Origin of the sequence: Rhizobium leguminosarum, from assembly GCF_010668065.1 — a bacterium.
Classification (GTDB): Bacteria; Pseudomonadota; Alphaproteobacteria; order Rhizobiales; family Rhizobiaceae; genus Rhizobium; species Rhizobium leguminosarum_S.
Window position 1 is genome coordinate 438172 of the sequence record NZ_WUEN01000004.1, and the last position, 24973, is coordinate 463144.

Annotated in this window: 20 protein-coding genes and 2 pseudogenes; 11 read left to right on the forward strand and 11 right to left on the reverse strand. The window is 59.3% G+C overall.

Translation table 11 applies throughout. The annotated features are described in order from the left end of the window. Positions 1-93: 93 nt before the first annotated feature. Positions 94-1023, reverse strand: a complete 930-nt coding sequence (locus GR198_RS14295) for an AraC family transcriptional regulator (protein WP_164069146.1) — start codon at positions 1021-1023, stop codon at positions 94-96. A 192-nt stretch (positions 1024-1215) separates the two neighbouring features. Here GR198_RS14295 and GR198_RS14300 point away from each other — a divergent pair, with 192 nt between their 5' ends. Beyond that, positions 1216-2079: a zinc-binding dehydrogenase gene (locus GR198_RS14300; RefSeq protein WP_312876449.1), complete on the forward strand. Its 864-nt coding sequence runs from the start codon at positions 1216-1218 to the stop codon at positions 2077-2079. A 179-nt stretch (positions 2080-2258) separates the two neighbouring features. Here the strand turns inward: GR198_RS14300 and GR198_RS35810 are convergent. Together GR198_RS35810 and GR198_RS35815 are read right to left on the reverse strand one after the other, a co-directional pair. Then, a pseudogene (locus GR198_RS35810) lies at positions 2259-2407 on the reverse strand (alpha/beta fold hydrolase); the annotation flags it as partial. After that, positions 2386-2517 (reverse strand): annotated as a pseudogene (locus GR198_RS35815) (pyridoxamine 5'-phosphate oxidase family protein); the annotation flags it as partial. The pseudogenes GR198_RS35815 and GR198_RS35810, both read right to left, overlap by 22 nt. Before the next feature lie 141 nt (positions 2518-2658). Between GR198_RS35815 and GR198_RS14315 the strand changes: the two are divergent. The 4 genes from GR198_RS14315 to nhaA all read left to right on the forward strand — a co-directional run bounded on the left by GR198_RS14315 (position 2659) and on the right by nhaA (position 7271). Further along, positions 2659-3510 carry a VOC family protein gene (locus tag GR198_RS14315; RefSeq protein WP_164069207.1) on the forward strand — a complete coding sequence of 284 codons (852 nt, stop codon included), beginning with the start codon at positions 2659-2661 and terminating at the stop codon, positions 3508-3510. A 92-nt stretch (positions 3511-3602) separates the two neighbouring features. Further along, positions 3603-4031 carry a putative quinol monooxygenase gene (locus tag GR198_RS14320; RefSeq protein WP_164022432.1) on the forward strand — a complete coding sequence of 143 codons (429 nt, stop codon included), beginning with the start codon at positions 3603-3605 and terminating at the stop codon, positions 4029-4031. A gap of 272 nt (positions 4032-4303) precedes the next feature. Next, positions 4304-4873, forward strand: a complete 570-nt coding sequence (locus GR198_RS14325; RefSeq protein ID WP_246706239.1) for an SDR family NAD(P)-dependent oxidoreductase — start codon at positions 4304-4306, stop codon at positions 4871-4873. A 430-nt stretch (positions 4874-5303) separates the two neighbouring features. Beyond that, complete coding sequence (gene nhaA, locus GR198_RS14330) at positions 5304-7271, forward strand: Na+/H+ antiporter NhaA (protein WP_312876450.1); 1968 nt, start codon at positions 5304-5306, stop codon at positions 7269-7271. Here the strand turns inward: nhaA and GR198_RS14335 are convergent. The 4 genes from GR198_RS14335 to GR198_RS14350 form a co-directional block, all read right to left on the reverse strand. Next, a complete protein-coding gene (locus GR198_RS14335) occupies positions 7268-8125 on the reverse strand; it encodes an alpha/beta fold hydrolase (protein WP_204329395.1) in 858 nt (285 codons plus the stop codon). The two genes, nhaA and GR198_RS14335, sit on opposite strands and share 4 nt — an antisense overlap. A gap of 118 nt (positions 8126-8243) precedes the next feature. Beyond that, positions 8244-9614 (reverse strand): NAD-dependent succinate-semialdehyde dehydrogenase, encoded by a 1371-nt coding sequence (locus GR198_RS14340; protein WP_164022430.1) that lies wholly within the window; start codon positions 9612-9614, stop codon positions 8244-8246. 88 nt (positions 9615-9702) lie between these two features. Beyond that, positions 9703-10443, reverse strand: a complete 741-nt coding sequence (locus tag GR198_RS14345) for an SDR family oxidoreductase (RefSeq protein ID WP_164022429.1) — start codon at positions 10441-10443, stop codon at positions 9703-9705. Positions 10444-10483: 40 nt separating this feature from the next. Beyond that, the gene (locus GR198_RS14350) at positions 10484-10906 is read right to left on the reverse strand and encodes a GlcG/HbpS family heme-binding protein (RefSeq protein WP_164022428.1); all 423 of its coding nucleotides are present in this window, start codon (positions 10904-10906) and stop codon (positions 10484-10486) included. 213 nt (positions 10907-11119) lie between these two features. On the opposite strand from GR198_RS14350, the gene GR198_RS14355 reads away from it, so the two are divergent. Continuing rightward, the gene (locus GR198_RS14355; RefSeq protein ID WP_246705761.1) at positions 11120-12931 is read left to right on the forward strand and encodes an FAD-dependent oxidoreductase; all 1812 of its coding nucleotides are present in this window, start codon (positions 11120-11122) and stop codon (positions 12929-12931) included. A 42-nt stretch (positions 12932-12973) separates the two neighbouring features. Here GR198_RS14355 and GR198_RS14360 read toward each other — a convergent pair whose 3' ends face one another. Together GR198_RS14360 and GR198_RS14365 are read right to left on the reverse strand one after the other, a co-directional pair. Further along, positions 12974-15826: an ATP-binding protein gene (locus GR198_RS14360; protein ID WP_164022427.1), complete on the reverse strand. Its 2853-nt coding sequence runs from the start codon at positions 15824-15826 to the stop codon at positions 12974-12976. A gap of 219 nt (positions 15827-16045) precedes the next feature. Beyond that, positions 16046-17155, reverse strand: a complete 1110-nt coding sequence (locus GR198_RS14365) for an NADH:flavin oxidoreductase/NADH oxidase (RefSeq protein ID WP_164022426.1) — start codon at positions 17153-17155, stop codon at positions 16046-16048. A 380-nt stretch (positions 17156-17535) separates the two neighbouring features. Here GR198_RS14365 and GR198_RS14370 point away from each other — a divergent pair, with 380 nt between their 5' ends. The 4 genes from GR198_RS14370 (at position 17536) to GR198_RS14385 (ending at position 21448) form a co-directional block, all read left to right on the forward strand. After that, positions 17536-19035, forward strand: a complete 1500-nt coding sequence (locus tag GR198_RS14370; protein ID WP_246705760.1) for a winged helix-turn-helix domain-containing protein — start codon at positions 17536-17538, stop codon at positions 19033-19035. A 340-nt stretch (positions 19036-19375) separates the two neighbouring features. Beyond that, positions 19376-20131, forward strand: a complete 756-nt coding sequence (locus GR198_RS14375) for an alpha/beta fold hydrolase (protein ID WP_164022424.1) — start codon at positions 19376-19378, stop codon at positions 20129-20131. Between the two features lie 108 nt (positions 20132-20239). Beyond that, a complete protein-coding gene (locus GR198_RS14380) occupies positions 20240-21040 on the forward strand; it encodes a type 1 glutamine amidotransferase domain-containing protein (protein ID WP_164069148.1) in 801 nt (266 codons plus the stop codon). A gap of 108 nt (positions 21041-21148) precedes the next feature. Further along, positions 21149-21448, forward strand: a complete 300-nt coding sequence (locus tag GR198_RS14385) for a putative quinol monooxygenase (RefSeq protein ID WP_100001988.1) — start codon at positions 21149-21151, stop codon at positions 21446-21448. Positions 21449-21657: 209 nt separating this feature from the next. Here GR198_RS14385 and GR198_RS14390 read toward each other — a convergent pair whose 3' ends face one another. Then, positions 21658-22743, reverse strand: coding sequence for an aldo/keto reductase (locus tag GR198_RS14390; protein WP_164069149.1), 1086 nt, complete (start codon positions 22741-22743; stop codon positions 21658-21660). Positions 22744-22769: 26 nt separating this feature from the next. Next, entirely contained in the window at positions 22770-23756 is a 987-nt protein-coding gene (locus GR198_RS14395; protein ID WP_164069150.1) for an MBL fold metallo-hydrolase, read from the reverse strand. Positions 23757-23804: 48 nt separating this feature from the next. Here GR198_RS14395 and GR198_RS14400 point away from each other — a divergent pair, with 48 nt between their 5' ends. Next, positions 23805-24782, forward strand: a complete 978-nt coding sequence (locus tag GR198_RS14400) for a LysR family transcriptional regulator (protein ID WP_164069151.1) — start codon at positions 23805-23807, stop codon at positions 24780-24782. Positions 24783-24973: the final 191 nt, after the last annotated feature.

Below are 24973 nucleotides of genomic sequence, written 5' to 3' on the forward strand. Positions count from 1 at the left end.
CGACTGGACGCGGTCCTGGTTGAACTTGTAGGCGGTGTGCACTTGCACCTGGACAAAGAATCCTGAATTCGGTGTGGAGGAAGACGTGGCAGGTCACTGATTACTGTTCACATTCTGTTTTTGACTTCGCCCATATCGGCGGGGTGACTGTCCCATGATCCGCTTGAACGCCGTGCTAAAGGCGTGCTCAGACGAATATCCCAGCGACATCGAAATTTCGGCCATTGTTTCCTCGCCCTGTATCAGTTTCGTTCCTGCCGACATCATTCTCCAGCGGGCAAGGTAGGAGATCGGCGTTTCGCCGACGCGCCTTCGGAAGTACTGGGCGAAGCTCGTGCGGGACATCCCCGCCTTACGGGCGAGCTCTTCCAGTGTCCAGGCGTGCGAGGGATCTGAATGCATCGCCTTTATGGATTGCGCGAGTCTGGGGTCCGCCAGCGCGGTGAACCAGCCCACCCCTCCCGGTGAACTCTCGATGAACAGGCGCAGCGCCTGGGCAAGCATCATGTGAGAAAGGTTTTGCGCCACCTGAAAGGCACCGGGCCTCGCATCGCGTAGTTCCTCCATCATGAGTTCGATATAGAGTCGGAGCTTGGTCCTGTCTTGCGTCGACTCGACATGGATAAAGGGAGGCAATGCCTGAAGCATGACTTCCGCATGTCGGCCATTCACTTCGAAGCGGCTGCCTACGAGGAAGACGTCACCGCCGTCATTGAAGGTCACCACCTCTCCGCTGCGATCGGGATCGAGGGTTTGGCTCGCGAGTTCCGGCTCTGCTTCGAGATCGCTTGCGATCAGAGCCGGGCGTCCCGTCGGAAGGACGAAGCAATCGCCGGCCTTCAGAAAGACCGGTCCGTCGCTCTCTTCCATCGACAGCCAGCATCCGCCCTTCACGACTGCATAGCACTTTATGCGTCCTGCGAGGTCGTCCAGGATGAGCGCCCACGATCCTCCGGCATCGAATCCTGCGGTTATGTAGCTTTTCGGCTTCAGCAGAGCCAGCATTTCGGACAGCGGATCCATGCGGCACCTTGAACGATCACGAACAAAAAGCGGACTTTTACAGATAGATCGTGCAGGCGAGCGTGTCTACAAGGTGGCATCGATCTGTTGATACGGAGAACAAATTAAATGAAGGCTGCAGTTGTGAATTCCTTCGGCGTCTCGCCATCCTTCCAAGACTTCCGCGAACCGGAAGCAGGAGAAGACGAGACCGTGGTGACCGTCGATGCGGCGGCTCTGAGCCCCATCGTCAAAAGCCTGGCTTCCGGCCGACATTATGCAAGCGGCACCACCGCAGGGTTCGTTCCAGGCGTCGATGGCGTCGGGACCGACGCGGATGGACGAAGGGTCTACTTCCTTTTTCCGAAGGCCCCTTTTGGCTCCATGGCAGAGAAGTCTCTTGTAGCCAAGGCCATGACTGCACCTGTGCCAGATAAGCTTGCCAGCGACCATGCCGCCGCGATCGTAACGGGAGCGCTTGCCTCCTGGATCGCTTTCTCACGCAGGGCCAAACTTCAAAAGGGTGAGACGGTCCTCATCCTTGGGGCGACTGGAGCTTCGGGCAGCATGGCGGTCCAGACTGCCAGGCACTTCGGCGCAAGCAGGGTCGTGGCAGTCGGGCGAAATGCAGCGAAGCTCGATCGCCTTGACGCCGATGTGAAGGTCGTTCTCGACGCCGACGCCGATACAGCTCTGCGGGGTCAGTTCGATTGCGGTGTCGATGTCGTTCTCGACTTCGTATGGGGCGACCCAGCCGCCCGCGTATTGAGAGCGGCAACCAGGGATCGTGGTTCAAGAATGGGGGAACCGCGTCTTCGATACGTCCAGCTTGGCACGATGGCCGGCGATGAAATTGCCATCCGGGGAGATATGCTGCGCAGCACTGGCCTTGAGATGATCGGAAGCGGTATTGGCAGCGTGGCTGTCACAGACCTCGTTGCCGGCGCCGGCGAGCTTCTGGCGGTTGCACTACAAGCAGGTTTTGACAGGCAATTCACGAGCCTGCCACTGGAAGCTGTCAAAGAGGCATGGAGCGGCGATGCCGACATCCGCTACATACTGATGCCTCGACTATGATCTCTGCCTTCCATCTTGAACGAACGATTTGGGGCCGGCAGCGGACCAGCGGCTTTCGGTGCCGCGACTTTCGAAAGCCGCCATTGCGACATTGCTGTCTCCTGCGGGTTCGGAATTCTGTCCTGGGATTCGCGCCGGGGATGCCTCGAGGGGCGTCCCGAGCCGCACTGGTTATCTCAATCGTCGCCGTTCAGCGGCCACCCATGACGGACACCGTCGCCTGTCCGGTGCCCCAATCCTTGTAGAAAATCTGCGAGCCGTCTTTTGTCTTGATGCTGTTTATGATGTCAATTCCATCTCCAATGGTTATTTTGGTTGAGTTCGCCAACGCTCAAGCTCAGCCTGCGTGAAGCGCGGCGTGATGTGCTGCGGACAGTTCCAGTCGAACGCCTCCACCACGATGAGGCCGAGACGTTCCACGCGAGCGGGGTAGTCGGGGCACGGTCAGCTTCTTCGTCAGCACCGTACGTACTGACCGGATCGCTGCTCGGTTCACCAAATTTCCCAGATCTTAACGCCCCTCGCAAGTGCTGGAGCGCTAATATTCTGGCAGTCACCCCGCGAACACAGGAGGCAACGATGTCTCGCGATCAAAAGCCAGCTACCCAACCGGACGACCCGGAGCGCCGCGCCATCCTTCGCGCCGCCGGAGGCGTTGCAATCGGCGGAATTGCCGCTGCCCTCGCAGGCGATGCAACTGCGTCCGCACAAACGCCAATCGCAACCGGCGATCCAGGTTCGCTGGGTGCCCGGCTTCAAGGCGTACAGCATTTCGGCCTGACCGTGCAGAACATGGAACGCGCCTACGAGTTCTACACAGCCGTACTCGGTGGGACCGAAGTCTTCCGCCATGGTGACTTTCAAGGCGACGCCGTGCAGAACACACTGCTTGCCGACCAGGAAATCCTGGCCAATCAGCTCGGCGTCAATCCGCGGACGATCGGCGTGCCTGACCTCAGGGACGGCGCCCAACGCCTCGATGTGCGCTTCATCCAGTTCGACAACGTCGTCATTGAGCTCTTGCAGTATCGCGATGCGGACCAACCGATGGGTGGCCCCAAGGCGTTCGCGGAACCTGTGGAGCACATGAGCCCGGCTTTTCCGCGAATGATGCACATCTGCTTCTATGTCCGGGATGATGTCGACTTCAATCAGTTTATCGCCGATCTCGAGGCGGAGTCCGCGCGACGTGGCATGACGCAGGTGCGGGCAAATCGCATCATACGTGTTTCGACAGAAGACGAACGAAAGGCGGCCCCCCAGAGCGCCAACACCAACAAGGTGACCGTTGCGCCATCAGACGGCTGGGAACTGATCTATTGCAAGGGCCCGGAGGGGGAACAACTGGAGTTCGTGAAGGCGCTTGGACCCGTGAAAAAGCGGTTTGCCGATGCATTGGCGGCGCATCTGCAACTTGCGAGCGCGAAGTAAGCGCAAGAGGCATCAGCATCACTTTGCAAGCCGGCACCCGGATTTGGCCAGCGGGCCATCTTACCGCGCTTGGCAAGATAAGGAGAAACGACATGATCACAACGCTGCGGCTGCAAGCTTCGGCTATTCTGCTCGGGGGCCTGCTCGCGGGACCCGTTCTCCGAACGGACGCGCTCGCACAGGAAGGCCCGGGCCAGGGCTATGCCAAAATTGCAAGTGGAGCCTATTCGGTTGTTGCCGAGGTCCGTGCCAAACCGGGCAAGGAGGCCGAACTACGGGCCGTCACGCTTCCTCTCATTGACCTTGTCCGCAGCGATCCCGCAAACTTGGTCTATTTTCTTCAGGAGAACCGTGAGACCCCCGGACACTTCATCTTCTACGAGATATTCGCCAACGAAGCCGACTTTGAGTCTCATAACGCCATGCCGTATGTGAAGGAGTGGTTTGCCAAGCTGCCCGAACTCGCCGATGGCGGAGTGAAGGTGATGCGAATGCAGATCCTCGCGCCGGCTGGCGACTAGCACACTTCCCAAGACTGGACGTCGGCGAACGAGGGCCACCGCGGGATTGCTCGGGGAAGAACACGCCGCGCCGCAAGCGCCGCTTTTGCACACGACACCATCAAGCCAGGAAGGAGCTGCAAGATGAGACTCGAGGGCAAGGTTGCATTGGTCACAGGAGCCGCAGGTGGTATCGGTTTCGCAGTCGCGGAGCTGTTCAATGCGAGGGTGCCATCGTTATCGCCGGCGACATCAAGCCGTCCGAAAAACCATATCCCGACGCCGTCGAGGCAATGACGCTTGATGTGACCAGCGAAGAGCAATGGGCAACGGTCGTTGCCGCGATCGTCAGGAAACATGGCCGACTTGACGTGCTTGTAAACAATGCCGGCATCATCGCCTACGAGCCGCTCGACAAGCTGGAGATGAAGGACTGGCTGAAGATGATCGCCGTCGACCAGACTGGTGTTTTCCTCGGCATGCGGGAAGCAATTCGCGTCATGCGCAAGCAGCAAGCGGGTTCGATCGTCAACATCTCCTCGATCTGGGGCAGTGCAGCGGTTGCGGGTGCGCATTCCTACCATGCCGCCAAAGGTGCACTCCGCAACATGTCGAAAAACGCGGCGATGACGTACGTATCCGACGGAATCCGGGTCAACTCCGTGCATCCGGGCTTCGTACACACGCCGCTGACGGATGCACAGGCGCCAGAGCTCAATGAAGCTGTCATCGCGGCAACACCGATGAAGCGCGGTGGCAGGTCGATCGAGATCGCCTATGGCTGCCTGTATCTAGCTTCCGAGGAGGCAAGCTACGTGACCGACGTCGAGTTGAACATCGACGGCGGTTATCTTGCCCAGTAGCGCAAGAGACATGCGGGCCGTCGCGGACGGCTCTTTCCTGCAAGCCGCAGAAGAAGCGGCAGCGGTGCGCCGCGATCAGTCAGACAACTTGATCCGGACCTGGTATCCTTGTTCCCTCCATTTTTCGGGAGCGTCTTGGGTAAGAGTCGGGAGCGAATCCATACGCGCAGTCGTGCGCGTCATCAGTGAATGTCTGCTTTCGATTCCGTTAGCGCAAACGCCAATAACTGGATTGGGCGCGCAAAGCGGCCACCAGCTCGATGATTCCATCCTGGGGCGGCCTAAGACGACGGCACACACTTTTCCTGAACTTAACCTCATTTAACAACGCCCATTGCCAGGCAGCAGTAAAGTGCGCGGTAGCGGCATAATTCGATAGGCCGACGATCGAATGATCTTGATGGCGATTAGGGGCGCAACGTGAGATGAGGTGGACCAAGCCATGACCCACTTGGAGCCTCCGGGCAGACTCGATCGCCCCGTCGACGGGCGTCTGGACCATATTCTCGGCGATGCGAGTGCCGAAATAACGCTGGTCGAATACGGCAGCTACGTCTGCTCCCACTGCAGGGCCGCAAATGAAGAGATTGCACGCGTCCGCAGCCATCTCGGAGATCGCCTTCGCTATGTCTTTCGCCACCTTCCGATACCAGGCAGCGAGATTGCACGGAGAGCTGCAGAACTGGCCGAGAGCGCCCATAGCAACGAGGAATTCTGGAAAGTCCACATGAGGCTGATGACGCGGTCTGCTCAATTGACGGAGGAAGATATCACCGTTGTCACGAGGGAAATTGGACTGGAAAACGAGGAACCGCAGCAGGCCGATGTTGTGGCTGAGAAGGCGAAGACAAGAATCGATGCCGATATCCGAAGCGCTCAAGTCAGCGGCGTTCGCTTCACGCCAACCTTCTTCATCAATGACCGCCGCTACGATGGACCATGGGACGAAAGCTCGCTAACGGACGCGATGCTTGGACGACTCGGTCACCGCATGCAATCGGCCGCTTTGGACTTCGCGGCCTGGGGGCCGTCGGCAGGCGTGCTTTTGCTGCTCGCAACCATTGTGGCGGTCCTTCTCAGCAACTTGCGGGTCGGCGACGAATTCGAACGGCTGATGCATGAGAATGTGGGATTCCTCATCGGAACCGAAGCATTCGGGATGTCGCTGCGCCACTGGATCAACGATGGCCTCCTGACGGTTTTCTTCCTCGTAGTCGGTCTCGAGATCAAGCGCGAGATGACCGTCGGACGCCTGGCGACCACCGCCACCGCGATCTTGCCGATTGCCGCGGCGATTGGCGGCATGCTCGCTCCGGCGCTGATGTACTGGCTGCTGATCCCGAGCGGCCCCTGGGAGCACGGCTGGGGTATCCCAATGGCGACGGACACCGCTTTCGCGGTGGCTATCATCGCCATGATGGGCCGCCGGGTGCCGGTCGAGCTCAGAATTTTTCTGACAGCGGCTGCCATTGTGGACGACATCGGTTCGATCGCGATCGTGGCTCTCTTCTACTCGGAGGAACTCAACCTGCTCTACGCGGCGGCCTCAGTCGCCCTCGGGCTCCTTCTTTGGTTTTTCAATCGAGCGCATGTCTATCGAGTGTCCATGTACCTGCTCCTGGGCGTGACACTATGGGCATGCGTTTATGCCAGCGGCTTCCACGCCTCACTCGCCGGTATCGTACTCGCCCTTCTGATCCCGACGCGGCCCCCGGCGAACCTCAGGGCGCTCATCGGCCAAGCCGATACGATCATCGCGGCGGAGGCGCAGCGTGGAGATGTCCTGAGGCGTGGCCCTTCGCTTCCCGCACTGAGAGCGCTTGACGCCATACACGATCGAATTGAATCACCCGCAGATCGGTTGCTTCGGTACGCGGGAACGCGATCGAGCTATCTCATCCTGCCGCTCTTCGCGCTCGCGAACGCAGGTGTCGAGATCACACCTGCGGTCTGGTCAGGTCACGAGCTATTGATGCTAGCGATCGTGGCAGGCCTGTTTGTCGGCAAGCCTGTCGGAATCATGGCGGCCTGCGCAATCGCCGTTCGATTGGGCATCACAACCAAGCCGGAGGCATATTCCTGGCAGCAACTGCTCGGAGCAGCCGCGCTCGCGGGGATAGGATTTACGATGTCCCTTTTCATCGCCGGGCAAGCGTTCACGGAGACAACGGATTTCGCTGCGGCGAAGATCGCCGTCTTCCTGGCGTCCATCCTTTCCGCGATGGCTGGTGCGCTCCTGCTTCTGACAGCCGGAAAGCATTCGACCAATCGCGCTGCAGCCATCGGAGATAAGGCTATAAGGCCACGTCTTGGACAATGGGCTCCAATTCCCCGGGTCCGCGAGAGAAACATCGAACGGCAATCGGGCGGACACGGAAAAGGCGTTGGAGATCATTAAGTGCCAAACTTGGGAAGGCGGTTGACGAAGCCCGCCACGAGGGGTGCGATCGCATCCAGGCGCTCCTCCAGGGCGAAATGCCCGGTGTCGAAGAGGTGCAGCTCCGCATTGGGCAAATCGGTCAGGTAGGCGCGGGCACCGGCTTCCACGAAAAACGGGTCGTTGCGCCCCCAGAGGATCTGGGCGGGTAGCGACGCTTGCCGGAGCCATTCCTGCCACACCGGATAGGCGTCGACATTGGACTTGTAGTCCAGCAGGAGGTCGATCAGGTGCGCCTTCCGACCGGGCAGATCCAGATAGAGCTGATCCAGGGTGTAGCCGTCGGGGGAAATGCTCTCGGGGTCCGCCACACCCGTGAAGTATTGGAACTTGGTTCCCTCGAGCGTGAGAAGTCCATCCAACTCCTTGAGCCCCGCCTCGTCATGTCGCGGGATGGAAACAAGACGCCTTGCCGCATCCGACAGGCCTGCCTCGTAGGCATTGGCGTTCTGTATAATGACGCCGGCAATTAGATCCCGCCTGCGGGCGGCAATCCTGAACCCGACCGGCGCCCCGAAATCGAAGACATAGAGGACGAACCGTTCAAGACTGAGCTTGTCGATGAACTCCTCGATGGTACGCGAGATGTTCTCGAAGCTGTACGCGAAGGCGCCGGGGGGCGACACGTCATGGCTTTGGCCGAAGCCCGGATAGTCAGGGGCGATCATGTGGAATTCCCTCCCCAGCCGCCGCATCAAACCGCTGTACTGGTGCGAGGAGGATGGGAACCCGTGCAGGAGCAAGATCGGTGGCCGCCCTTCCACAACCTCAGGCACGGTCTCACGATAGAAGATCTCCGCTGCCGCGGTGTTCATGGTCCGATATCGTAAGACGGCCATAGTCTGCTCCTTCGGTTTTGACCGCACACTCAGAGTGCGATGAGCCGGCTGCGGCCCATCGTGACAGTGGTGCCTGTATGTGATGCGCTCGGCCTCAGTGCGCGACGAGCACCATCTTCTGGTTCACCAGTTCTTTAATGCCGGCGCCCGCGAGTTCGCGACCGTAGCCGGATTTCTTGACCCCGCCGAATGGAAGCTCCGGTCCGGTGAAGGAGGACGTATTGATCCAGACTGAGCCTGTTTCCACCTGCGAAGCGAGGGACTTGGCGCGCTCGACGTCCGCCGTGAAGATCGCCCCGGAAAGCCCGAAGTTCGAGTCGTTCGCGATCCTGACCACGTCGTCATCGCTCTTGATCACGTGCACCTGCGCGACGGGACCGAAGAACTCCTCGAAGTACGCCGGGTTGTCCCTTGTCACATGGGTGAGGATCGTTGGCTGATAATACGCGCCCGGCCCCTCGACCATTGACCCGCCGACCAGGACCCTGGCCCCGGCTTTGACGGCGCGCTCGACCTGCCCAGCAATATCGTCGCGAGCTCCGATCGAAGACATCGGCCCGAGTCCGACCGTCTCATCCATGGGGTCGCCGATCTTGGTGCTCGTGAACTTCTCCGCGAGCTTATTGACGAATTCGTCGGCGATCTTCTCATGGATGAGGAAGCGTTTCGCACCATTGCAGACCTGACCGCAGCCGCGCAGCCTGGCCTCGACGCCGGCGGCGACGGCCTTGTCCACGTCGGCGTCGTCGAGGACGACGAACACGTCGCTGCCGCCGAGTTCCATCACGGACTTCTTGAGGTTCTTGCCCGCGTTGGCCGCCACGATACTACCCGCGCCCTCGGAGCCAGTAAGAGCCACACCTTGAACCCGATCGTCAGCAATGAGTCTCGAAATCTGGTCGCCCGTCGCGAAGAGGTTCGTCCAGGCGCCTTCAGGCGCGCCCGCCTCGGTGAGCAGTTCTTCGAACGCGATCGCCGCCTGCGGAACCATGCTGGCGTGTTTCGCGAGCACGGGATTGCCAATCGCGAGATTGGGACCGGCCACGCGGATCAACTGGTAGAAGGGAAAATTCCAGGGCTCGACAGCGACTACGACACCGATCGGATGATATTCCAGCCAAGCGTCGCCCTTCGACGTCGCCACCTTCTCACGGGCGAGAAGGGACTCGGCGTTTCCGGCATAGTACTGGGCGATGTCGGCGGTGATCCGCACCTCGGTGCGGGCTTCGTTGATCCGCTTTCCCATTTCCAGGGTGAGTATGCGCGCCAGTTCCTCCAGGCGCTCATGCGCCAGGTTGGCAAAGCGGTTCAGAACCTTTAGTCGGGGACCCCTGTCGCCCTTGCACCACGGTGACTTGTAGAGGGAATGGGCTAGATTGAGCGACTTCTCGATCTCGTCGTCGCTATGGTTATTGAATGTCTTGAGGACCTTGCCCGTTGCCGGGTTTACGCTCTGATAAGCCATCTCATAGTCTCCTTTCGAGGTCAGGGCCGGAAACGGCCGGTCTTGGGAATATTCGACGCGTGCTCGCGCACCGGGTCCGATCCGTCGATCAGAATTCCTGTGCCGTCGGACGCAGCACGATCTCGTTGATGTCCACGTCGGCGGGTTGCTCGATTGCAAAGGTGATTGCCCTGGCAATGGAACTGGCGGGGATCGCCGACTTGTAGAATTCCATGACCGCGCCCTGCGATGTTCCACTGGTCGTGTGCTTGAGATCGCTCTCGACGGCACCCGGTTCGATTGATGTCACCCTGATCTTGCTTCCGACCTCCTGGCGCAGCCCCTCCGAGATCGCCCTGACGGCGAACTTGGTGCCAGAGTAGACTGTGCCGCCCGGTGCGAAGACCTTGACGCCCGCGACGGAGCTGATGTTGATGATGTGGCCCGCTTCCTGTTTGATGAACATCGGCAGGACTGCGGCGATACCGTACAGGGTACCCCTGAGGTTGACGTCGATCATCGCATCCCATTCGTCGGTGTTCACTTCCGCCATGGGGCGGATCGGCATCAGCCCGGCATTGTTGATCAGGACGTCCAGCCTTCCAAAATCGGACGCCACCGCATCCACAACCGATTTGAACTGGTCCTTGTTGGCCACATCCAGCTCATAGCCCTTTGCATTCCCGCCGGAGGAGGAAATCCTGGACGCGACTTCGTCGAGTTTGCCGCGCCGCCGTGCGGCGACCGCAATTTTTGCTCCTTTCGAGGCAAGCATCTGGGCGGTCTCTGCGCCAAGGCCGGTGCCGCCGCCGGTGATCAAAACGACTTTCCCTTCGATATTGGTCGTCATCTTTTCTGCTCCTTTGCTGAACTGTCGCTCTGCGTGTGCGCTAGAGATGGTCCATCGCGGACACGGCGGCTTGAGCCACTACTATGTCCTGCTCCACCGACCCGGCGCTTGCCCCAACGGCGCCGATCAATCGTCCCTCTTTGGCGACAGGGAGCCCGCCGCCGAAGATGATAACGTTGCCGTCATTGCTCTGGTCGATGCCGAAGAGCGGCTCGCCGGGTTGGGCCAGTGTTGCCAGGTAGTCCGTCCTCTTGTCGAAGAGACGCGCCGTGACTGCCTTCTTGATAGCCAGGTCGATGCTGCCGATCAGCGCATCGTCCTGCCGAACGAAGGCGACCAAGTGTCCTCCGGCATCGACCACGGCAACATTGTAGGCGATGCCAAACTCCACAGCCTTTGCTTCCGCCGCTGATAGCATCAGTTTGGCGTCGTCCAGAGTGAGTGTAGCGATAAGCCTGGTCATCTTGGATCCTCGAAACTCGATGGCAGCGGTTCGTTCGAGCGATCGTTCGTACCCACGGGACAGGCAGGAGCGCCGCACGATGCTCGTTTGAATTGGATAGAGGCTAGCATCTGGTCTCGGTGACGCGCGCTAAATGCCGCCAATGCGCGAGAAATCTGGCATATCATCGAACCCGCTTGTCCAACCGAGGCCGTCATACCGTCGTTTCCGCAGATGCCCAGAGGCGTATCCCTGTTCCCGGAAATTCGCGGTGATAAGCGCTGCTTAACAGGCTACAGTGAGCCGGCCCGGCTACACTCTTTTCCTGCGCGTCGCAGCGTGGGACGGATCGAGGTTACTCCAATGGCCGATAGAGGCGACTTCAGCACGCTCAGTAGCCCGACTTCCGTTGAGCTGCATGAAATCCCCGGGGAGGCATTTCCCTGCCTCACTCCCGATATGGTGGCGCGCATCGCCCCGTTCGGGCAGAAGGATCGGTTCGATGGTGGCGCGTACCTGTACGAAGTGGGCGATCGCGAGGTAGACTTCTTTGTCATTCTCAGCGGATCCGTCGATGTGTTCGAGAGCGACGGGCATGGCGGGCATGCGCTTATTGCCACGCATCGCGAAAACCAGTTCACCGGGGAATTGCATCACCTGAGTGGGCGTGCAGTCATTGTCTGCGGGAAAGCTGTCGTTCCCACCTCCGTCATCCGTCTTTCCCGCCCCGCGCTGCTGAATCTGGTCACCGCCGAACCGGATATCGGTGAAATCATCCTGCGCTCGTTCATTCTCAGGCGGGCTAGGCTGCTCGAACATGCCGAGGGCGGCACCGTCGTGGTGGGAAGTTGCCGCGCCGGCGCCACGGTCCGCATCCAGACGTTTCTGGAGAGGAACGGCTATCCTTATCGCTGCCTCGACACCGATTTCGACGACGACGCGCGAGTGGCCATGGCCACCTTCCATGCCGACGCCGACAGCCTGCCGATCGTTGTCCTCAACGGAGCCAGGGTACTTAGCCGGCCTGCCAATCGCGACCTTGCTGAGGCGCTCGGCATCACGGAGCGGCTGGATCCTGCGCATGTGTACGATGTAGTTGTCGTCGGCGCGGGGCCGTCCGGTCTCGCCGCCGCGGTCTATGCCGCATCCGAGGGCCTGGACACACTGGTCGTCGAGGCGGTCGGGCCGGGCGGCCAGGCAGGCACGAGTTCACGGATCGAGAACTACCTCGGATTTCCGATGGGTATCTCGGGACAGGATCTTGCCCGGCGAGCGCAGATACAGGCGCAAAGGTTCGGCGCGCGGTTTGCCGTCGCTGATGCTGCCGGGCGCCTGGAGTGCGCCTGCTATCCGTTTGCGGTGCATCTGGAAGGCGGCAATGCGGTGCTTGGCCGATCCGTCGTCGTTGCGACCGGCGCACGGTATCGAAGACTGGACATCGCAGAGGCCGAGCATTTCGAAGGCAAGGGAATTCATTACGCGGCCACCTCGATCGAGGCGCAGCTTTGTGAAGGCGCCGATGTCGCGGTGGTGGGCGGCGGAAATTCCGCTGGGCAAGCGGCGATCTTCCTTTCCTCGCGAGCCCGGCGCGTCCATCTCCTCGTCCGGGCCGATGGTCTTTCGACGACCATGTCAGACTATCTGGTCGGCCGCATCGTGCAGTCCCCGCGGATCACCCTGCATGCCCGCAGCGAGATCACCTCGCTTGTCGGCGAGAACTACCTTTCATCGGTGAAATGGCGACAACGCGGGGAATATGAATTCGAACATGCGATGTCGAACCTCTTTCTCATGATCGGGGCTGTTCCGAACACTGACTGGCTCAACGGTTGCGTCGAACTCGATGATCGCGGTTTCATCCTGGCCGGCTATGACCATGCTGGTGCCCCGAACGGTTCGCCCTATGCAACCAGCGTCCCAGGGATATTCGCGGTTGGCGACGTCCGTGCCAGATCCGTCAAGCGCGTTGCCTCCAGCGTCGGCGAGGGATCGGTCGTGGTCCACTCGATCCACGGCTGGCTGGCGAAGAATCCGATCGGCCTCTAAGCCACGGGGAGGTTGGCGGCCGTTTGAGGATGCACGTTGCAACTACGAGCCGGGGACTCGTCCAAAACCCCGCAACTCCGACAGAATATCTCCGGCTCTCTGCAAGTCGGGAGTATCGAAACCATCGATGAACCGGCCGTATACGGGCTCGATGACGCTCTTGGCGTCATCAATCTGCAAACGGTCTCTGAGCAGAACTGCTAGGTCGGTCGCACTGCGAATGTGCCATCCCCACGCACCGTTGTCCTCCGCGGCCTGGACCGATTGCCGAAGGGTGCGGAGCGCGTCGTCGTCCCGTCCAATCGATCGTTCCTTGATAGCCCTGAGACGTAGCAGTTCAGGAACCATCGAACGCTGGGGTCCTATCTCGAACAAATAGTCGAGAATCCGTACGCCCTCATCAACGTGTCCGATTGCATAGAGGGCGCGTATCAGGAGCGCATAATACGCATGCCGTCCCAACTGCCGAAGGCCGGTACGAAGTTCGTCGAACGCCGACATAGGCCCATCGGGATCATGTCGTGCTCCGGAAAGTACGTAAAGTGCTTCGGCGTAGCAGTTTGCGACGGGGATCCACGTCGGCATCCCGTGGCGATAAATCGTATCCTTCAGTTGCTCGACGTACTGCGTAGCCAGAGACCATTCCTGACATTCGCTTAGAGTAAAAAGCCCCCCGTGGGTGTAGCACGAGATGAGGGTCCAACCATGATGTAGTTCCAGGGCTTCGCGTGCGCAAATCTTTACTGTGTTCAGCCCCGTTCCGGGTCTGACAGAGCCCAGCCACTGAAGTGCGCCCAGTGTCGTTTCGCTCCTAATTTTCGGGTCTAGGTCAAAGCGAGAAGCAGTCCCATCGGGAAAGCGCCGCACCTCCTGGCTCAACCGCTCCATCCTGGCGATCGCGGGTGGGTATTGGCAGTGAATGATTTCCAATTCTGTAAGAAGAATCTCATGCTCCCACTGTGCCGGGCGATTTTTCGAGTTCGTTGCGACGCGTTTCAACTCCTTGAGGATTTTCCGGACCTCTGTCTGGTTGCCAGGCAGGAGCCGATATCTCGCCAGAGCGCCCAGTGCCTGGCACTCGGCATTGGTATCGCCGATCAGACGCGAAAGCCTGATGGCAGTTTCAATGGTCTTGATGGCTTCCCCAGCATCGGCTGACAGGTAGCTGTTTACGGCCGCAAGCCCCACGACCAGCTTGAGTTTCAACGACATGTCGGCGCAGCCCGTGCGATCAAACTCGGCGAGCGCATGTTCGCAGTTCCTCCGGGCCTCTTCGCTCAACGACAACTCATGCCATAGTGGTATGCCGGATGCGACCAGTTGCATGCCGAGGAGCGGATCTCCGTGACGAAAGAGCGCCCAGCCAATGGCCGAACGCAAATCGTCCGCATGACTGGCGTAGGCCGCATACCATTGTCGCGCTGGAAGTCTTGACTGATCGGCGTTCGCTCGGGCGAAGTTTCCCAGCATGAGACGAGCATGGGCCCCCGACACAGCGGGCATTTCCCCGGAGGTTTCCAGCAGATTCCCTGCGAACGCGCGAGTACTGTCGAGAAGGCGGTATCGCATTTCGCCTGCTATCTGCTCAACGCTCAGCATCGACTTAGCACGGAGCCCGGCGACGGCATCAAAAACGTCGGTCGGATCTAGGCAGTGATGAGCGACAACACTGACAACCGCATCCAAATCGAACGTACCCATGAAGATCGATATGGCGCGCAAAACGGCCGCCTCGCTCTTTGTGAGCAGCTCGTAGCTCCACTGCATGGTCGCGAGCAGGGTTTGTTGGCGAGGCGGTCCCTCCTGGTCACGGTCAACCAGTGTGTTGAACTGCTCGCCAAGCTCACCGAGTACTTCCGGAGCACTTAGGCCTGTCAGCCGGGACGAAATTAGCTCGATAGCGAGAGGCGACCCGTCGAGCCGTCTGCATATCTCGGCGACTGCAGAGGCATCTCCATCTTCCAATGTGTATTTCCCCTTCTCGGACGCTCGTTCGATGAGAAGTTGGGCTGCAGAGTAGCGAAGAACTTGTTCCGCCGTGTAGGTGCGGCGAGGCGGAGGAACTTCCAGCGGAGCGAGCCAGAACACCTCCTCTCGCTTCGCACGGAGAACTTGCCGGCTGGTCGCGACGATCTTGACATCCCTAGTGTTCGCGAGGATGACATCGCAAAGATGCGCGACGGCATTGAGTACATGCTCACAGGTATCCAATAGAAGCAGGGTCTTCCTTCGAGCGAGGATCGATGAGATCGCCTCGAGCCGATCCTGACTGCCGGAACTGATGCCGAGCGCCGTAGCAATTGAAGGGATGACGAATTCCTCGCTTGCCGCCCGAGCGAGATCGATGAAGGTGACGAGGCCGCCCTCATCGTCCTCCAGTGGTTGCACCGTCGCGATTGCAACTGTTGTCTTTCCAATGCCCCCGGGACCGACGATCGTCGTCAGTCGGTTGGCAGTGATCCTGCCTCGCAGTTCAGCGATTTCGGCATCCCGCCCGACAACGGTGCCCAATTCGGGAAAGCGTGTATTTGCCACGACAGGCAGATCCGCGATGCGCGGCATGTCTCCAACATCTACATGATCGCTCAGCCAATAACCGCGGCCCACGAAGGTGCGGATGTAGTCACCTCCGGGAGAATATTCCCTAAGTGCCCGCCTGAGCGAAGCGATTGTCACTTTCAGATTGGCTTCATGAACGAAGATGCCGGGCCACGCCGCGTTGTAGAGATCTTCCTTACTGACAACTTCGCCCTTGTTCCCGGCCAGCGTCGCGAGCATCTCCATGGCGCGACCGCCAAGCTGAACCTCTTCGGTACCGCAAAACAAGCGGCGATGCTCCCCGTGGAGACGAAAGGGGCCAAATGCGACTACATTGTCCGGCTCCGTCGAAGCCATTGTTCTCCCGTCGCGCATGATCGGCTCACAACGGCATCCAGGTCAATCACACTGGTGGTTGCGGCAATTTCAGGTGAGCACTTAGGGGCGTGTCATCGACGCCAAAATTGGACGGACGTACCCCAAGTTCGATGTAGTATGTCACAGCCATCGCCTGCCGACAAACATCACCCACAAGAATGCGCATTACGTCGACCGACGTCCTTAAGGCGCCGCAGATTACTCGTTCGCAAACAGGTCTCTGAAACGGCTGGGTTGGGAGCGCAGATATTGCGCAGCAACGCGCACCTTGCCGCCAAGCTCCGCTGCGGCATGCCATGGCCAGTTCGGGTCGAAGATGATTGTCCTACCGAGCGCCACCATGTCCGCGTCGCCCGTTCCAACAATAGCTTCGGCCTGATCGAAGCCTGTTATAAGTCCAACGGCGATGACCGGCATCTTGACCTCATTCTTGACAGTACGGGCAAACGGGACCTGATATCCTGGTCCGACCGGGATGCGCTGACCAGGATGCAAGCCGCCGCTGGAGACGTGAATGGCGTCGCAACCGCGCCGCTGCAGCTCGGCAGCGAATTGAAGTGTCTGCTCCAGGTCCCAGCCGCCATCAACCCAATCCGTGGCGGACACCCTGATCGAGACCGGCATCTCGGAAGGCACCTCCGAGCGGACGGCATCAAATACTTCAAGGGGAAAACGCATCCGATTAGCCAGGGATCCTCCGTACTCATCGCCACGGCGATTGCTCAACGGAGAGAGGAACTGGTGGAGGAGATATCCGTGAGCGGCATGGACCTGCACCAAATCCAAGCCAAGCTTGGCGGTGCGTCTTGCGGCGGTCGCGAATGCATCACGAACACGCTTCAAACCCTCCTTATCCAAGGATTCGGGGGGGAACGTCCCTTTACTACTGTACCTAAGCTCCGACGGAGCAACAGTCTGCCAGCCCAGTGCTTCGGTCGGTGGTATCTGTCCTCCGCCCTTCCAGGGAACTTCAGTCGATGCCTTCCGGCCGGCATGGCTGAGCTGTATCCCAATCGGCATGTCCGTCCAGCGACGTATGCTCTCAAGAACAAGTCCCATCGCCGCATAGCACTGCTCGTTCCACAAGCCGAGGTCGGCGTAGGTTATGCGGCCTTCCGGCACAACCGCGCTTGCCTCGATGGTCAGCAATGCGGCGCCCGACAATGCGAGCTTCCCAAGATGAATGAGATGCCAATCATTCATACAGCCATCCTCCGCAGAGTACTGGCACATCGGGGCGATTACGATGCGATTGACGAGATTTAGGCCCCTGATTTTGATGGGTTGAAAAAGAGCTGCTGTGGACATTAGCTTTACTCCATGTCCTTGGCGCACAATCTCGAGAAGCTTGACGTACGTTCAGGCAAGGCTCGAACGCAGAGCGGTTCGCTCGTATCGATTAACCACTAACGGCCGCATGATTGAAACTTACGCCTGAAGGGCGTCCCCAGCGCGCAAATTGTGGTCAAAGTCCGTGAAATTTCGGCCACCAGGACAAGGATCGTGCCGCGTCGCGAAAGAAGCCGCCCTACTATTTACCGGATTTTACCCTCCGTTGGCGGCCGGCTCCTGTAATATCAACGATGAACAGATGTGCATTTCACTGCTCCACCGAGGGCTTGCCATTGAGGGCAACTGAAATGGGATATCACGAGAGAGATGGCTGCTTCAGCTTTGGACCATATCGCTTGGACCCGGCTGCCAGGGTTCTTCTGCGAGGCAACGATCTGATTCCAATTGGAAGCCGCGCCTTCGACATCCTTGTTGCGCTCGTCCAGAACCACGGACAGGTTCTCTCGCACGCGGAACTCATGGCGTTCGCGTGGCCCGGCCTCAATGTCGAAGCCTCCAACATCAGAGTGCAGATGACACACCTCAGGCGAGAGATCGGCTGTGGCGAAAACGGTGATCGCTATATCGTCAGCATAGCGGGTCGCGGCTACAGCTTCGTCGCTCCGGTCACCTGGAAAGAGGCGCAGGAGTCGACGCAGGCCTGGAATGCACCGTTGAGCTATGGTCAGCCACCCTACGCGGTTCCTCGCATCGCAAAGACATTCCCGCCTCGCTTGAGCCATCCCGTCGGCCGGGACGAAAATATATCCAAGCTTTCGCAGATGGTGTCTGAACGCCGTTTTGTCACCATTGTAGGTACGGGAGGGATTGGGAAGACGACCCTTGCCGTCTTGGTCGCCCCTGACCTTCCCATGTTCGATCAAGTGCGTTTTGTCGATCTCAGCACCGTCGACGATGAAGCGGCTGTGTTAAGAACGATTGCCTTGGCCCTAGACATCGCCATTTCAGGGAATGATGTAGTCGAGGACGTCGTCAGCCACCTATCCACACAACATGCCCTCGTGATTCTGGACAATTGCGAACATGTTATCGACATCGCCGCTGATATCGTCGCTTCGCTATTGGGGCGGACGGCCAAGGTGCATATTCTCGCCACGAGTCGAGAAGCCCTTCGCTTGCCCGGCGAGGCCGTATACCTTCTGCGGCCGCTTGGCGTTCCTCCGCACACAGGGCACTTGACTGTGGAGCAGGCGTTACTTTGGCCCGCGATACAGCTTTTCGTGAGGCGTGCAGTTGATAGCGGTTATCTGGAGCCATTCGTCGACGGACAGGCAGCGACAATCGCGGCGATTTGCAGGAGATTGGACGGCAATCCGCTTGCGATTGAACTGGTGGCAAGCCGCATGGGACGATATGGCCTCGACCGGGTCGCGGAAATGTTGGACAACCAACTCGCCTTGAGATGGAGCGGTGGCCGACGCGCAGCCCCGCGGCACCAGACAGCGGAAGCGATGATGGATTGGAGTTATGCGCTTCTGTCCGACGTGGATCAACGGGTATTCAGGGCGCTGTCAGTATTCTCGGGCGAGTTCTCGCTGGATGCTGCCGTCGCCCTGATGGAGGACGACGACTTCGAGCAAAAAGATATTGTTGGATCGATCGGCAATCTAATCGACAAGTCCCTCCTTTCCCTGGCACCAGGAACCGGACCCGCACAACTCAAGCTGTCGGGCATCGCCAAGACCTATGCGGTGTTCAAACTCGCTGCTTTCGGAGAGTGCCCGCTTGTCGAACAGCGGCAGTCTCTCTACCGTGCCCAGTCTCCCCAACCGTGTCGTCCGAACATGGCTTTCTCCTCGGATAGCGGACTGTCAATGCAGATCCAGGCGTCTTGAACTTGCTCACGACTTCGAAGGCCGAGGCGCAGAAGGGTTACCTTTATACCACTGAGATCGATTGGCGATGGATTGGCGAACATTCCCTGTCCGATGCGTGTTTCCGACGTTCCACAGACTGGCCCGTTTCCTCGTGCAAATGGCTCTGCACGGCGCTCGACGGGACAGGCCCGGCCCCCTTCAGCAAGATTGCGTAGGGGGATGGCACTGAGCGGAAAGCCTGATAGCACCTGGCTTCACAGTCGCCGCCACGTCACAATCGCGGAATTTAGCGACAATTAACGTGCGTGGGTGGCCTTGCCGGATGAGTATACAGGGATCGTTCATCGGAGAGCATAACATGTCCCGAATCCTTCGAGTTATCTGTTCCGTCTTGGTGGCTCTCGCATCCACCTCCTCTTTCGCAATTGCGGCCGATCCCCGGGCCAAGACCGTCGTCCTCGTTCACGGCGCGTTCGCGGACGGATCGTCCTGGCAGAAGGTCATCCCACTCTTGCAAGATGCCGGGTTGAAGGTGCTCGCCGTCCAAAATCCGTTGGAGTCCCTGGAGGGCGACGTGGCTTTCACCAAGCGGGCAATCCGCGATGCCGAAGGCCCCGTCGTGCTTGTCGGGCATTCGTGGGGCGGTGTCGTCATCACCGAGGCGGGTAGTGACCCGAAGGTCAAATCATTAGTCTATGTGGCTGCCTACGCTCCTGATGCTGGGCAATCGCTGGTCGACGTCGCTTCCAAATATCCGGACCAGGAAAGCCGCACGACATACGTCAAGGACGAGGATGGGTACCTCAAGATAACCGATGACGGCATTTCGAAGTACTTTGCGGCGGGCCTGTCCCCGGAGGAAAAGGAACTCGTTGCAGTCGTACAAGGCCGATTCCACGTGCGCGCCACCACCGCGCCCGTCAGGCATCCCGCCTGGCGCGACAAACCGTCATTCATGGTTGTGGCGACGGACGACCAGATCATCTCCCCCGCGTTGCAGAGGGACCAGGTGAAGACCGCGAACGCCGAAATGGTCGAAGTGCCGTCTGGCCATGTCGCAATGCTGTCCCATCCTGGGGATGTTGCGGAGATCATTGTGAAGGCGGCCCGATAGATCGGGTAGGACGAGGACGTTTCTCCGTAGGGAATAACTCTTGGTGGGCTCTGACATCGTGACCCACCGGACTACGGCACCCAATTCACATCGAGTGAGGAGCATACTATGAGCAAGGGAAAAGTTCTTGTCGTCGGGTCAAATGCTACCCGGATTGAAATTCAGGGGGGCGATACGGGTCCGACCGGCCAATATCTCAACGAAACAGTGGTACCAGCCATGGCACTTGTTGACGCGGGATACGCGATTGTGCTGGCCACGCCCAACGGCACAAAGCCGCACATAGACCCCGTGTCTGACGTGGCGCAGCATTTCGACGACAACGACGCGGCTTATAGGCACGGCCGGGCTTTCTTCGACGACTATCCGGCGATGAACGACGTCAGGACATTGCGATCGGTAATGGTGGGCGGTCTCGATAGCTATGCGGGCGTCTTCGTGCCAGGCGGTCAAGCCCCGGTGGTCGATCTTATGCAGGACGCAGACCTCGGAGAGATCCTGCGCCACTTTCATTCCCGTCAAAAACCGACGGCCTTACTCTGCCACGGCCCCATAGCCTCTCTCGCCGCATTGCCGCGCGCAAAAGAGTATCGGGCTGCATTGATTGCCGGCGACGTTTCCAAGTCATCTGAACTCGCCAAGGGCTGGCAGTATGCGGGTTACAAGATGACGGTTTTCTCCGGGAGCGAGGAGAAACCAATCGAAGAGCAGGTCCTTCACGGTAAGCTCTATTTCACAATGCCCGATGCATTGGGGATGGCCGGCGGCGAGGTCACGACGAATCCCGTCGACTTCTCCCCCCATGTGATCGTGGACCGCGAGCTCATCACTGGCCAGAACCCGCGATCCGATCATCCCCTTGCGGCTAAGCTTGTCGAGGCACTCGACCGGGCGATTGTCTCTGCCTGATCTGATCAGAAGCTGCATTGAGGACGATGAAGCGTCGATAGTGCAGCTTCAACGCTCCGCAACTCGTGTCCACGAGTTCTCCCCTCGTGTATTCGCAGGAGTCATGGAATGACGCAGACCCCGACGAAAATCACTGCCATCCTCACTGCCCACCTTGGCAAGGCTGCAGAGCTACGAACATTGCTTGTGGGTATGGCACCGCTTTGCCGGGCTGAGCCTGGCAATCTGCGCTGGGATGTCTGGCGCGACCGAACACATGGCGAGCGCTATGTACTCGATGAACTCTATAAGGACGCCGCCGCCGTCGAGGCACACCGCATGACGTCCCACTATCAGTCTTACCTGGCCAAGATCCCCGAACTCGCGGAGCGAACAGCGTGGATACTAGAGGCGGTGGAAGTCGTATAGCGCGATCCGGCCTGAAGGAGCGGCGTCTCCTTTGGAATCAGTGGATGCAATACCAAACGGCCGGGCAGACACGCAGAAATCGCAATCGAGCCGTCCGGCCCTGTCTCTGGCGACGTCTGTTTTTGGGCAGCGGCCAAGCTTAGCTCTAAGGCCGGAATGAGGGCGCAAAGCAGCCCTATCGAACGGAACGTCTCGACGGGACCCCGACATCATTCTTCAAGCCGGTTCCTGGCTTTCGCCTGCGCATCGCGGATCAGACCCGAGTACAGTTGCTCCTTGCCGGGATACCATGGCATCGTGCTTATGGAGGAGAAGCCTGGGATAGCTTCCATGTGGGTAAACATACGTCGGCGCATCGCTTCGTCGGGAAGTGGGCCGTGCATCGCCTGAAGATTGTCACTCATGTGGTCCGGGTTGGAAGTACCACACAGGACACAGGTTACGGCGGGATGGGCCATGACCCACTTCAGAAAGAACTGCGTCCAGGTTTTCGCGCCGAACTCGCTTGCGAACTCCGGTAACGGCTGGCCTTCGACGACTTTGAGCAATCTGGCCTTTTCAAGCGGCAGATTGATCAGGATGGCGACACCGTTGTCTGCGGCCGATGGCAGGAGACGCCTTTCGGCATTCCTGTCGAAGATGGAATAGTTGGTCTGCACGAAGTCGACCTCACCGCTTTCGATGAATTTCGTGAGAGCCTCCTGGGCCGAAGCCTCGTGATGCGTGATACCGACGTGCTGAATTTTCCCTTCCTTTTTCCATGAACGAAGGAGCGGAACGACGACCTGCGCATTTGTGATACTGTGACATTGCATCAGGTTGATCGTGTCACGCCATGTCCGCAGCCTCGACTGCCGAAAGCTTTCCTCCGCATGGCTCTCGTCGCCCAGATATTCTCCCGTCGCCCAGATTTTGTTTGTCAGGAAGATTTCGGACGCCTCGGGCATCTCCGCCATGAACTGACCAACGCTGACCTCGGCAGACCCATACAAGGGCGAGGTATCAACGACGCGGCCGCCACCGGCGACATAGCGCCTGAACACCTCCCGCAGGTCGTCGCGCGCTTCACCCGGTCGACGGTCGAATGTCAGGAATGTGCCAAGTCCGAGGGCTGTGAGCCGCTCTCCGGTTTTCGGCACCGTGCGCGTCAGGACGGGCTCCGTTGCCGGCGTCGATGGGAGCGGCGCATCGCCTGTCGTGTCTTGTGCCTTTGTTTCTGCTGCGATCGCTGCGCTCGCGGCAGTCAGCCCCATCGCCCCCAGAAAGCGCCGCCGACCGATTGTCGTTCGGGTCATGAGAAAACCTCCAGTTGGATTTCTGGTCAAAACTGCCAGCCCGCCGGGACCCAGGCGTAACCCATGTCGGTCTTGAGCATTCGTCCCAGCCCCGGGAACGGGTAGTGAAACCCGAGAACGAGGAGCCTATCGGTCGCGGCCATATCGAATATGCGGCGGCGCGACGCGAGCGCGGTATCCTTGTCTCTGTCAGGTCCGGGTCGCCATGGATGGTCGATATTGACGACCGGGTGATAGGCAAGGTCCGTAGTGAGGAGCAGTTGGTCGTTTCCTGAGTGGACCAGGAATGTTGCCATGCCAGGCGTATGTCCGGGCGCAGCTATCGTGGTGAGGCCCGGCACGATTTCCGCACCTGCCTCGTAGAGCTCGATGTCCTTTGCGATCGGCTCGACACTCCGTTTGATCGCTGCTGCAAACCGGTCACGAAAGTCCCTTGATACCGGCATGTAGGAGAGATCGGGATCGTTGCGCACAAAAAAATCCCAGTCTGCCCGGGGTGCGTAGACGGTGGCATTGGGAAACGCTTTTTTGCCTTCGGAAGTGCTGAGATTGCCGACGTGATCAGGATGCGTGTGGGACACCACGATCGTATCGATATCGCCTGCATCGAGACCGATGGCGGCGAGATTGTCGAACACACGCCCCGCATTCGGTCCCATCGTGGCCCCGGCTCCCGCCTCAAGCAATATCAGCCTGTCGCCGACCTCCAGCAGCAGCGTGTTGAGTTGAAGGGTCATGTGATCGGTAGGAAGGAAAGCGCGACGAAGGACCTCCTGCAGCTCAGCCTCCGGAGCATCGTTGGCATAGACCGTCGGTGGGCCGCCGATCACGCCATCGCTCAAAACTGTCGCTTTGATCTGCCCGACCCGAAATCGATAATATCCAACATTACGGGCGTCCGGGCTCTGCACCTGCGCATTGCCTGATCCGGCTGAACCTCCGAGCAGCAGAGCGGCCGTTCCAGCAACCGCTGAAACCATGACCGTTCGCCGGTTCAATGTGAGTCGATCCATTGCTTTTCCTTTCAGTCGACAATCCGCATGTGCGGGTGAGGTATTTAGATGACCTCAAATCACTGCGCTGATAAGACGAGCAAATCTACGCAGCTTGATAAGGTAAGCTTCGCAATGGATCAGTTTCGCTTGGATAGCCTGGATGTTTTTGCGGCGATCGTCAGGTGCGGCGGATTCAGGGCCGCCGCCCTGGAGCGAGGCGTTTCATCATCGGCACTCAGCCAGACAATCAACGCTTTGGAAGAGGCGCTCGGCATCCGCCTGCTCAACAGGACAACAAGAAGCGTTTCGCCGACGGAGGCGGGACAGCGCCTCCTGCAGCGCCTCGGTCCAGCTTTGACGGACATCCGTCTCGCAGTCGATGACCTTAACCAGTTAAAGGAAAACCCGTCCGGCACCCTTCGCATCAATGCGCCAGGCCCCGCAATCGATCACCTGCTCTGCCCGGCAATGTTCACCTTTATGGACACATACCCCGACATCAAGGTCGAGCTCATCAGCGATGCAGCGGTCATCGACATCGTCGAGCAAGGCTTTGACGCGGGCGTTCGGTTCGGAAAGCAACTGGCACAAGATATGATCGCAGTACCGCTGGGGCCATCGCTTCGATACGCGATCGTGGCGTCGCCGGACTATATTGCAAAACATGGCCTGCCTCTGACCCCCAATGATCTCGCCGGCCACAACTGCATTCGACGACGATTTCCCGGCGGCACGCTGGTATCCTGGAAATTTGAAAAGGGCGGAGACGCCCTCGAAGTCTTGCCGGAGGGGCGATTGACGGTGAGTTCAGCACACAACGAATTGCAGGCCGCTGTCGCCGGATGCGGATTGGCCCATATCTTCGAGGACTACGCGACACCTTACCTGACGAACGGCCGGTTGACGGAGGTTCTGACGGACTGGAGCCCCCTTTTGCCAAGCTGGTATCTCTATTACCCGAGCAAAAGACACTCCAGCGCCGCCATGCGAGAAATGGTGAGCTTCTTGCGCTCCTACGATTGGAAGCTGTCCCGGATGCCGTAATTGAACAGTCATGACCTACGCCTGACTCGCTTCTCGACCTGAAAGGACAACGCCGACTTTGAAAGATCGTGATCGGCGTCTGCGCTATGAATGACTCCTTCCGCTGGCAGTCCTCTCCATCATGCTCGGGATCGACCGGAGCATCTACAATGGCACCCGTCAGCGGCCGTGATATGGATCCTCGGCTCAAG

Excerpts from the sequence above, each read along its gene's own strand:
- GR198_RS14295 (WP_164069146.1), bottom strand. The coding sequence starts at position 1,023 with ATGGATCCGCTGTCCGAAATGCTGGCTCTGCTGAAGCCGAAAAGCTAC.
- GR198_RS14315 (WP_164069207.1), top strand. The coding sequence starts at position 2,659 with ATGTCTCGCGATCAAAAGCCAGCTACCCAACCGGACGACCCGGAGCGC.
- GR198_RS14320 (WP_164022432.1), top strand. The coding sequence starts at position 3,603 with ATGATCACAACGCTGCGGCTGCAAGCTTCGGCTATTCTGCTCGGGGGC.
- GR198_RS14325 (WP_246706239.1), top strand. The coding sequence starts at position 4,304 with ATGACGCTTGATGTGACCAGCGAAGAGCAATGGGCAACGGTCGTTGCC.
- GR198_RS14335 (WP_204329395.1), bottom strand. The coding sequence starts at position 8,125 with ATGAACACCGCGGCAGCGGAGATCTTCTATCGTGAGACCGTGCCTGAG.
- GR198_RS14340 (WP_164022430.1), bottom strand. The coding sequence starts at position 9,614 with ATGGCTTATCAGAGCGTAAACCCGGCAACGGGCAAGGTCCTCAAGACA.
- GR198_RS14345 (WP_164022429.1), bottom strand. The coding sequence starts at position 10,443 with ATGACGACCAATATCGAAGGGAAAGTCGTTTTGATCACCGGCGGCGGC.
- GR198_RS14350 (WP_164022428.1), bottom strand. The coding sequence starts at position 10,906 with ATGACCAGGCTTATCGCTACACTCACTCTGGACGACGCCAAACTGATG.
- GR198_RS14355 (WP_246705761.1), top strand. The coding sequence starts at position 11,120 with ATGCCCAGAGGCGTATCCCTGTTCCCGGAAATTCGCGGTGATAAGCGC.
- GR198_RS14360 (WP_164022427.1), bottom strand. The coding sequence starts at position 15,826 with ATGGCTTCGACGGAGCCGGACAATGTAGTCGCATTTGGCCCCTTTCGT.
- GR198_RS14365 (WP_164022426.1), bottom strand. The coding sequence starts at position 17,155 with ATGTCCACAGCAGCTCTTTTTCAACCCATCAAAATCAGGGGCCTAAAT.
- GR198_RS14375 (WP_164022424.1), top strand. The coding sequence starts at position 19,376 with ATGTCCCGAATCCTTCGAGTTATCTGTTCCGTCTTGGTGGCTCTCGCA.
- GR198_RS14380 (WP_164069148.1), top strand. The coding sequence starts at position 20,240 with ATGAGCAAGGGAAAAGTTCTTGTCGTCGGGTCAAATGCTACCCGGATT.
- GR198_RS14385 (WP_100001988.1), top strand. The coding sequence starts at position 21,149 with ATGACGCAGACCCCGACGAAAATCACTGCCATCCTCACTGCCCACCTT.
- GR198_RS14390 (WP_164069149.1), bottom strand. The coding sequence starts at position 22,743 with ATGACCCGAACGACAATCGGTCGGCGGCGCTTTCTGGGGGCGATGGGG.
- GR198_RS14395 (WP_164069150.1), bottom strand. The coding sequence starts at position 23,756 with ATGGATCGACTCACATTGAACCGGCGAACGGTCATGGTTTCAGCGGTT.
- GR198_RS14400 (WP_164069151.1), top strand. The coding sequence starts at position 23,805 with ATGACCTCAAATCACTGCGCTGATAAGACGAGCAAATCTACGCAGCTT.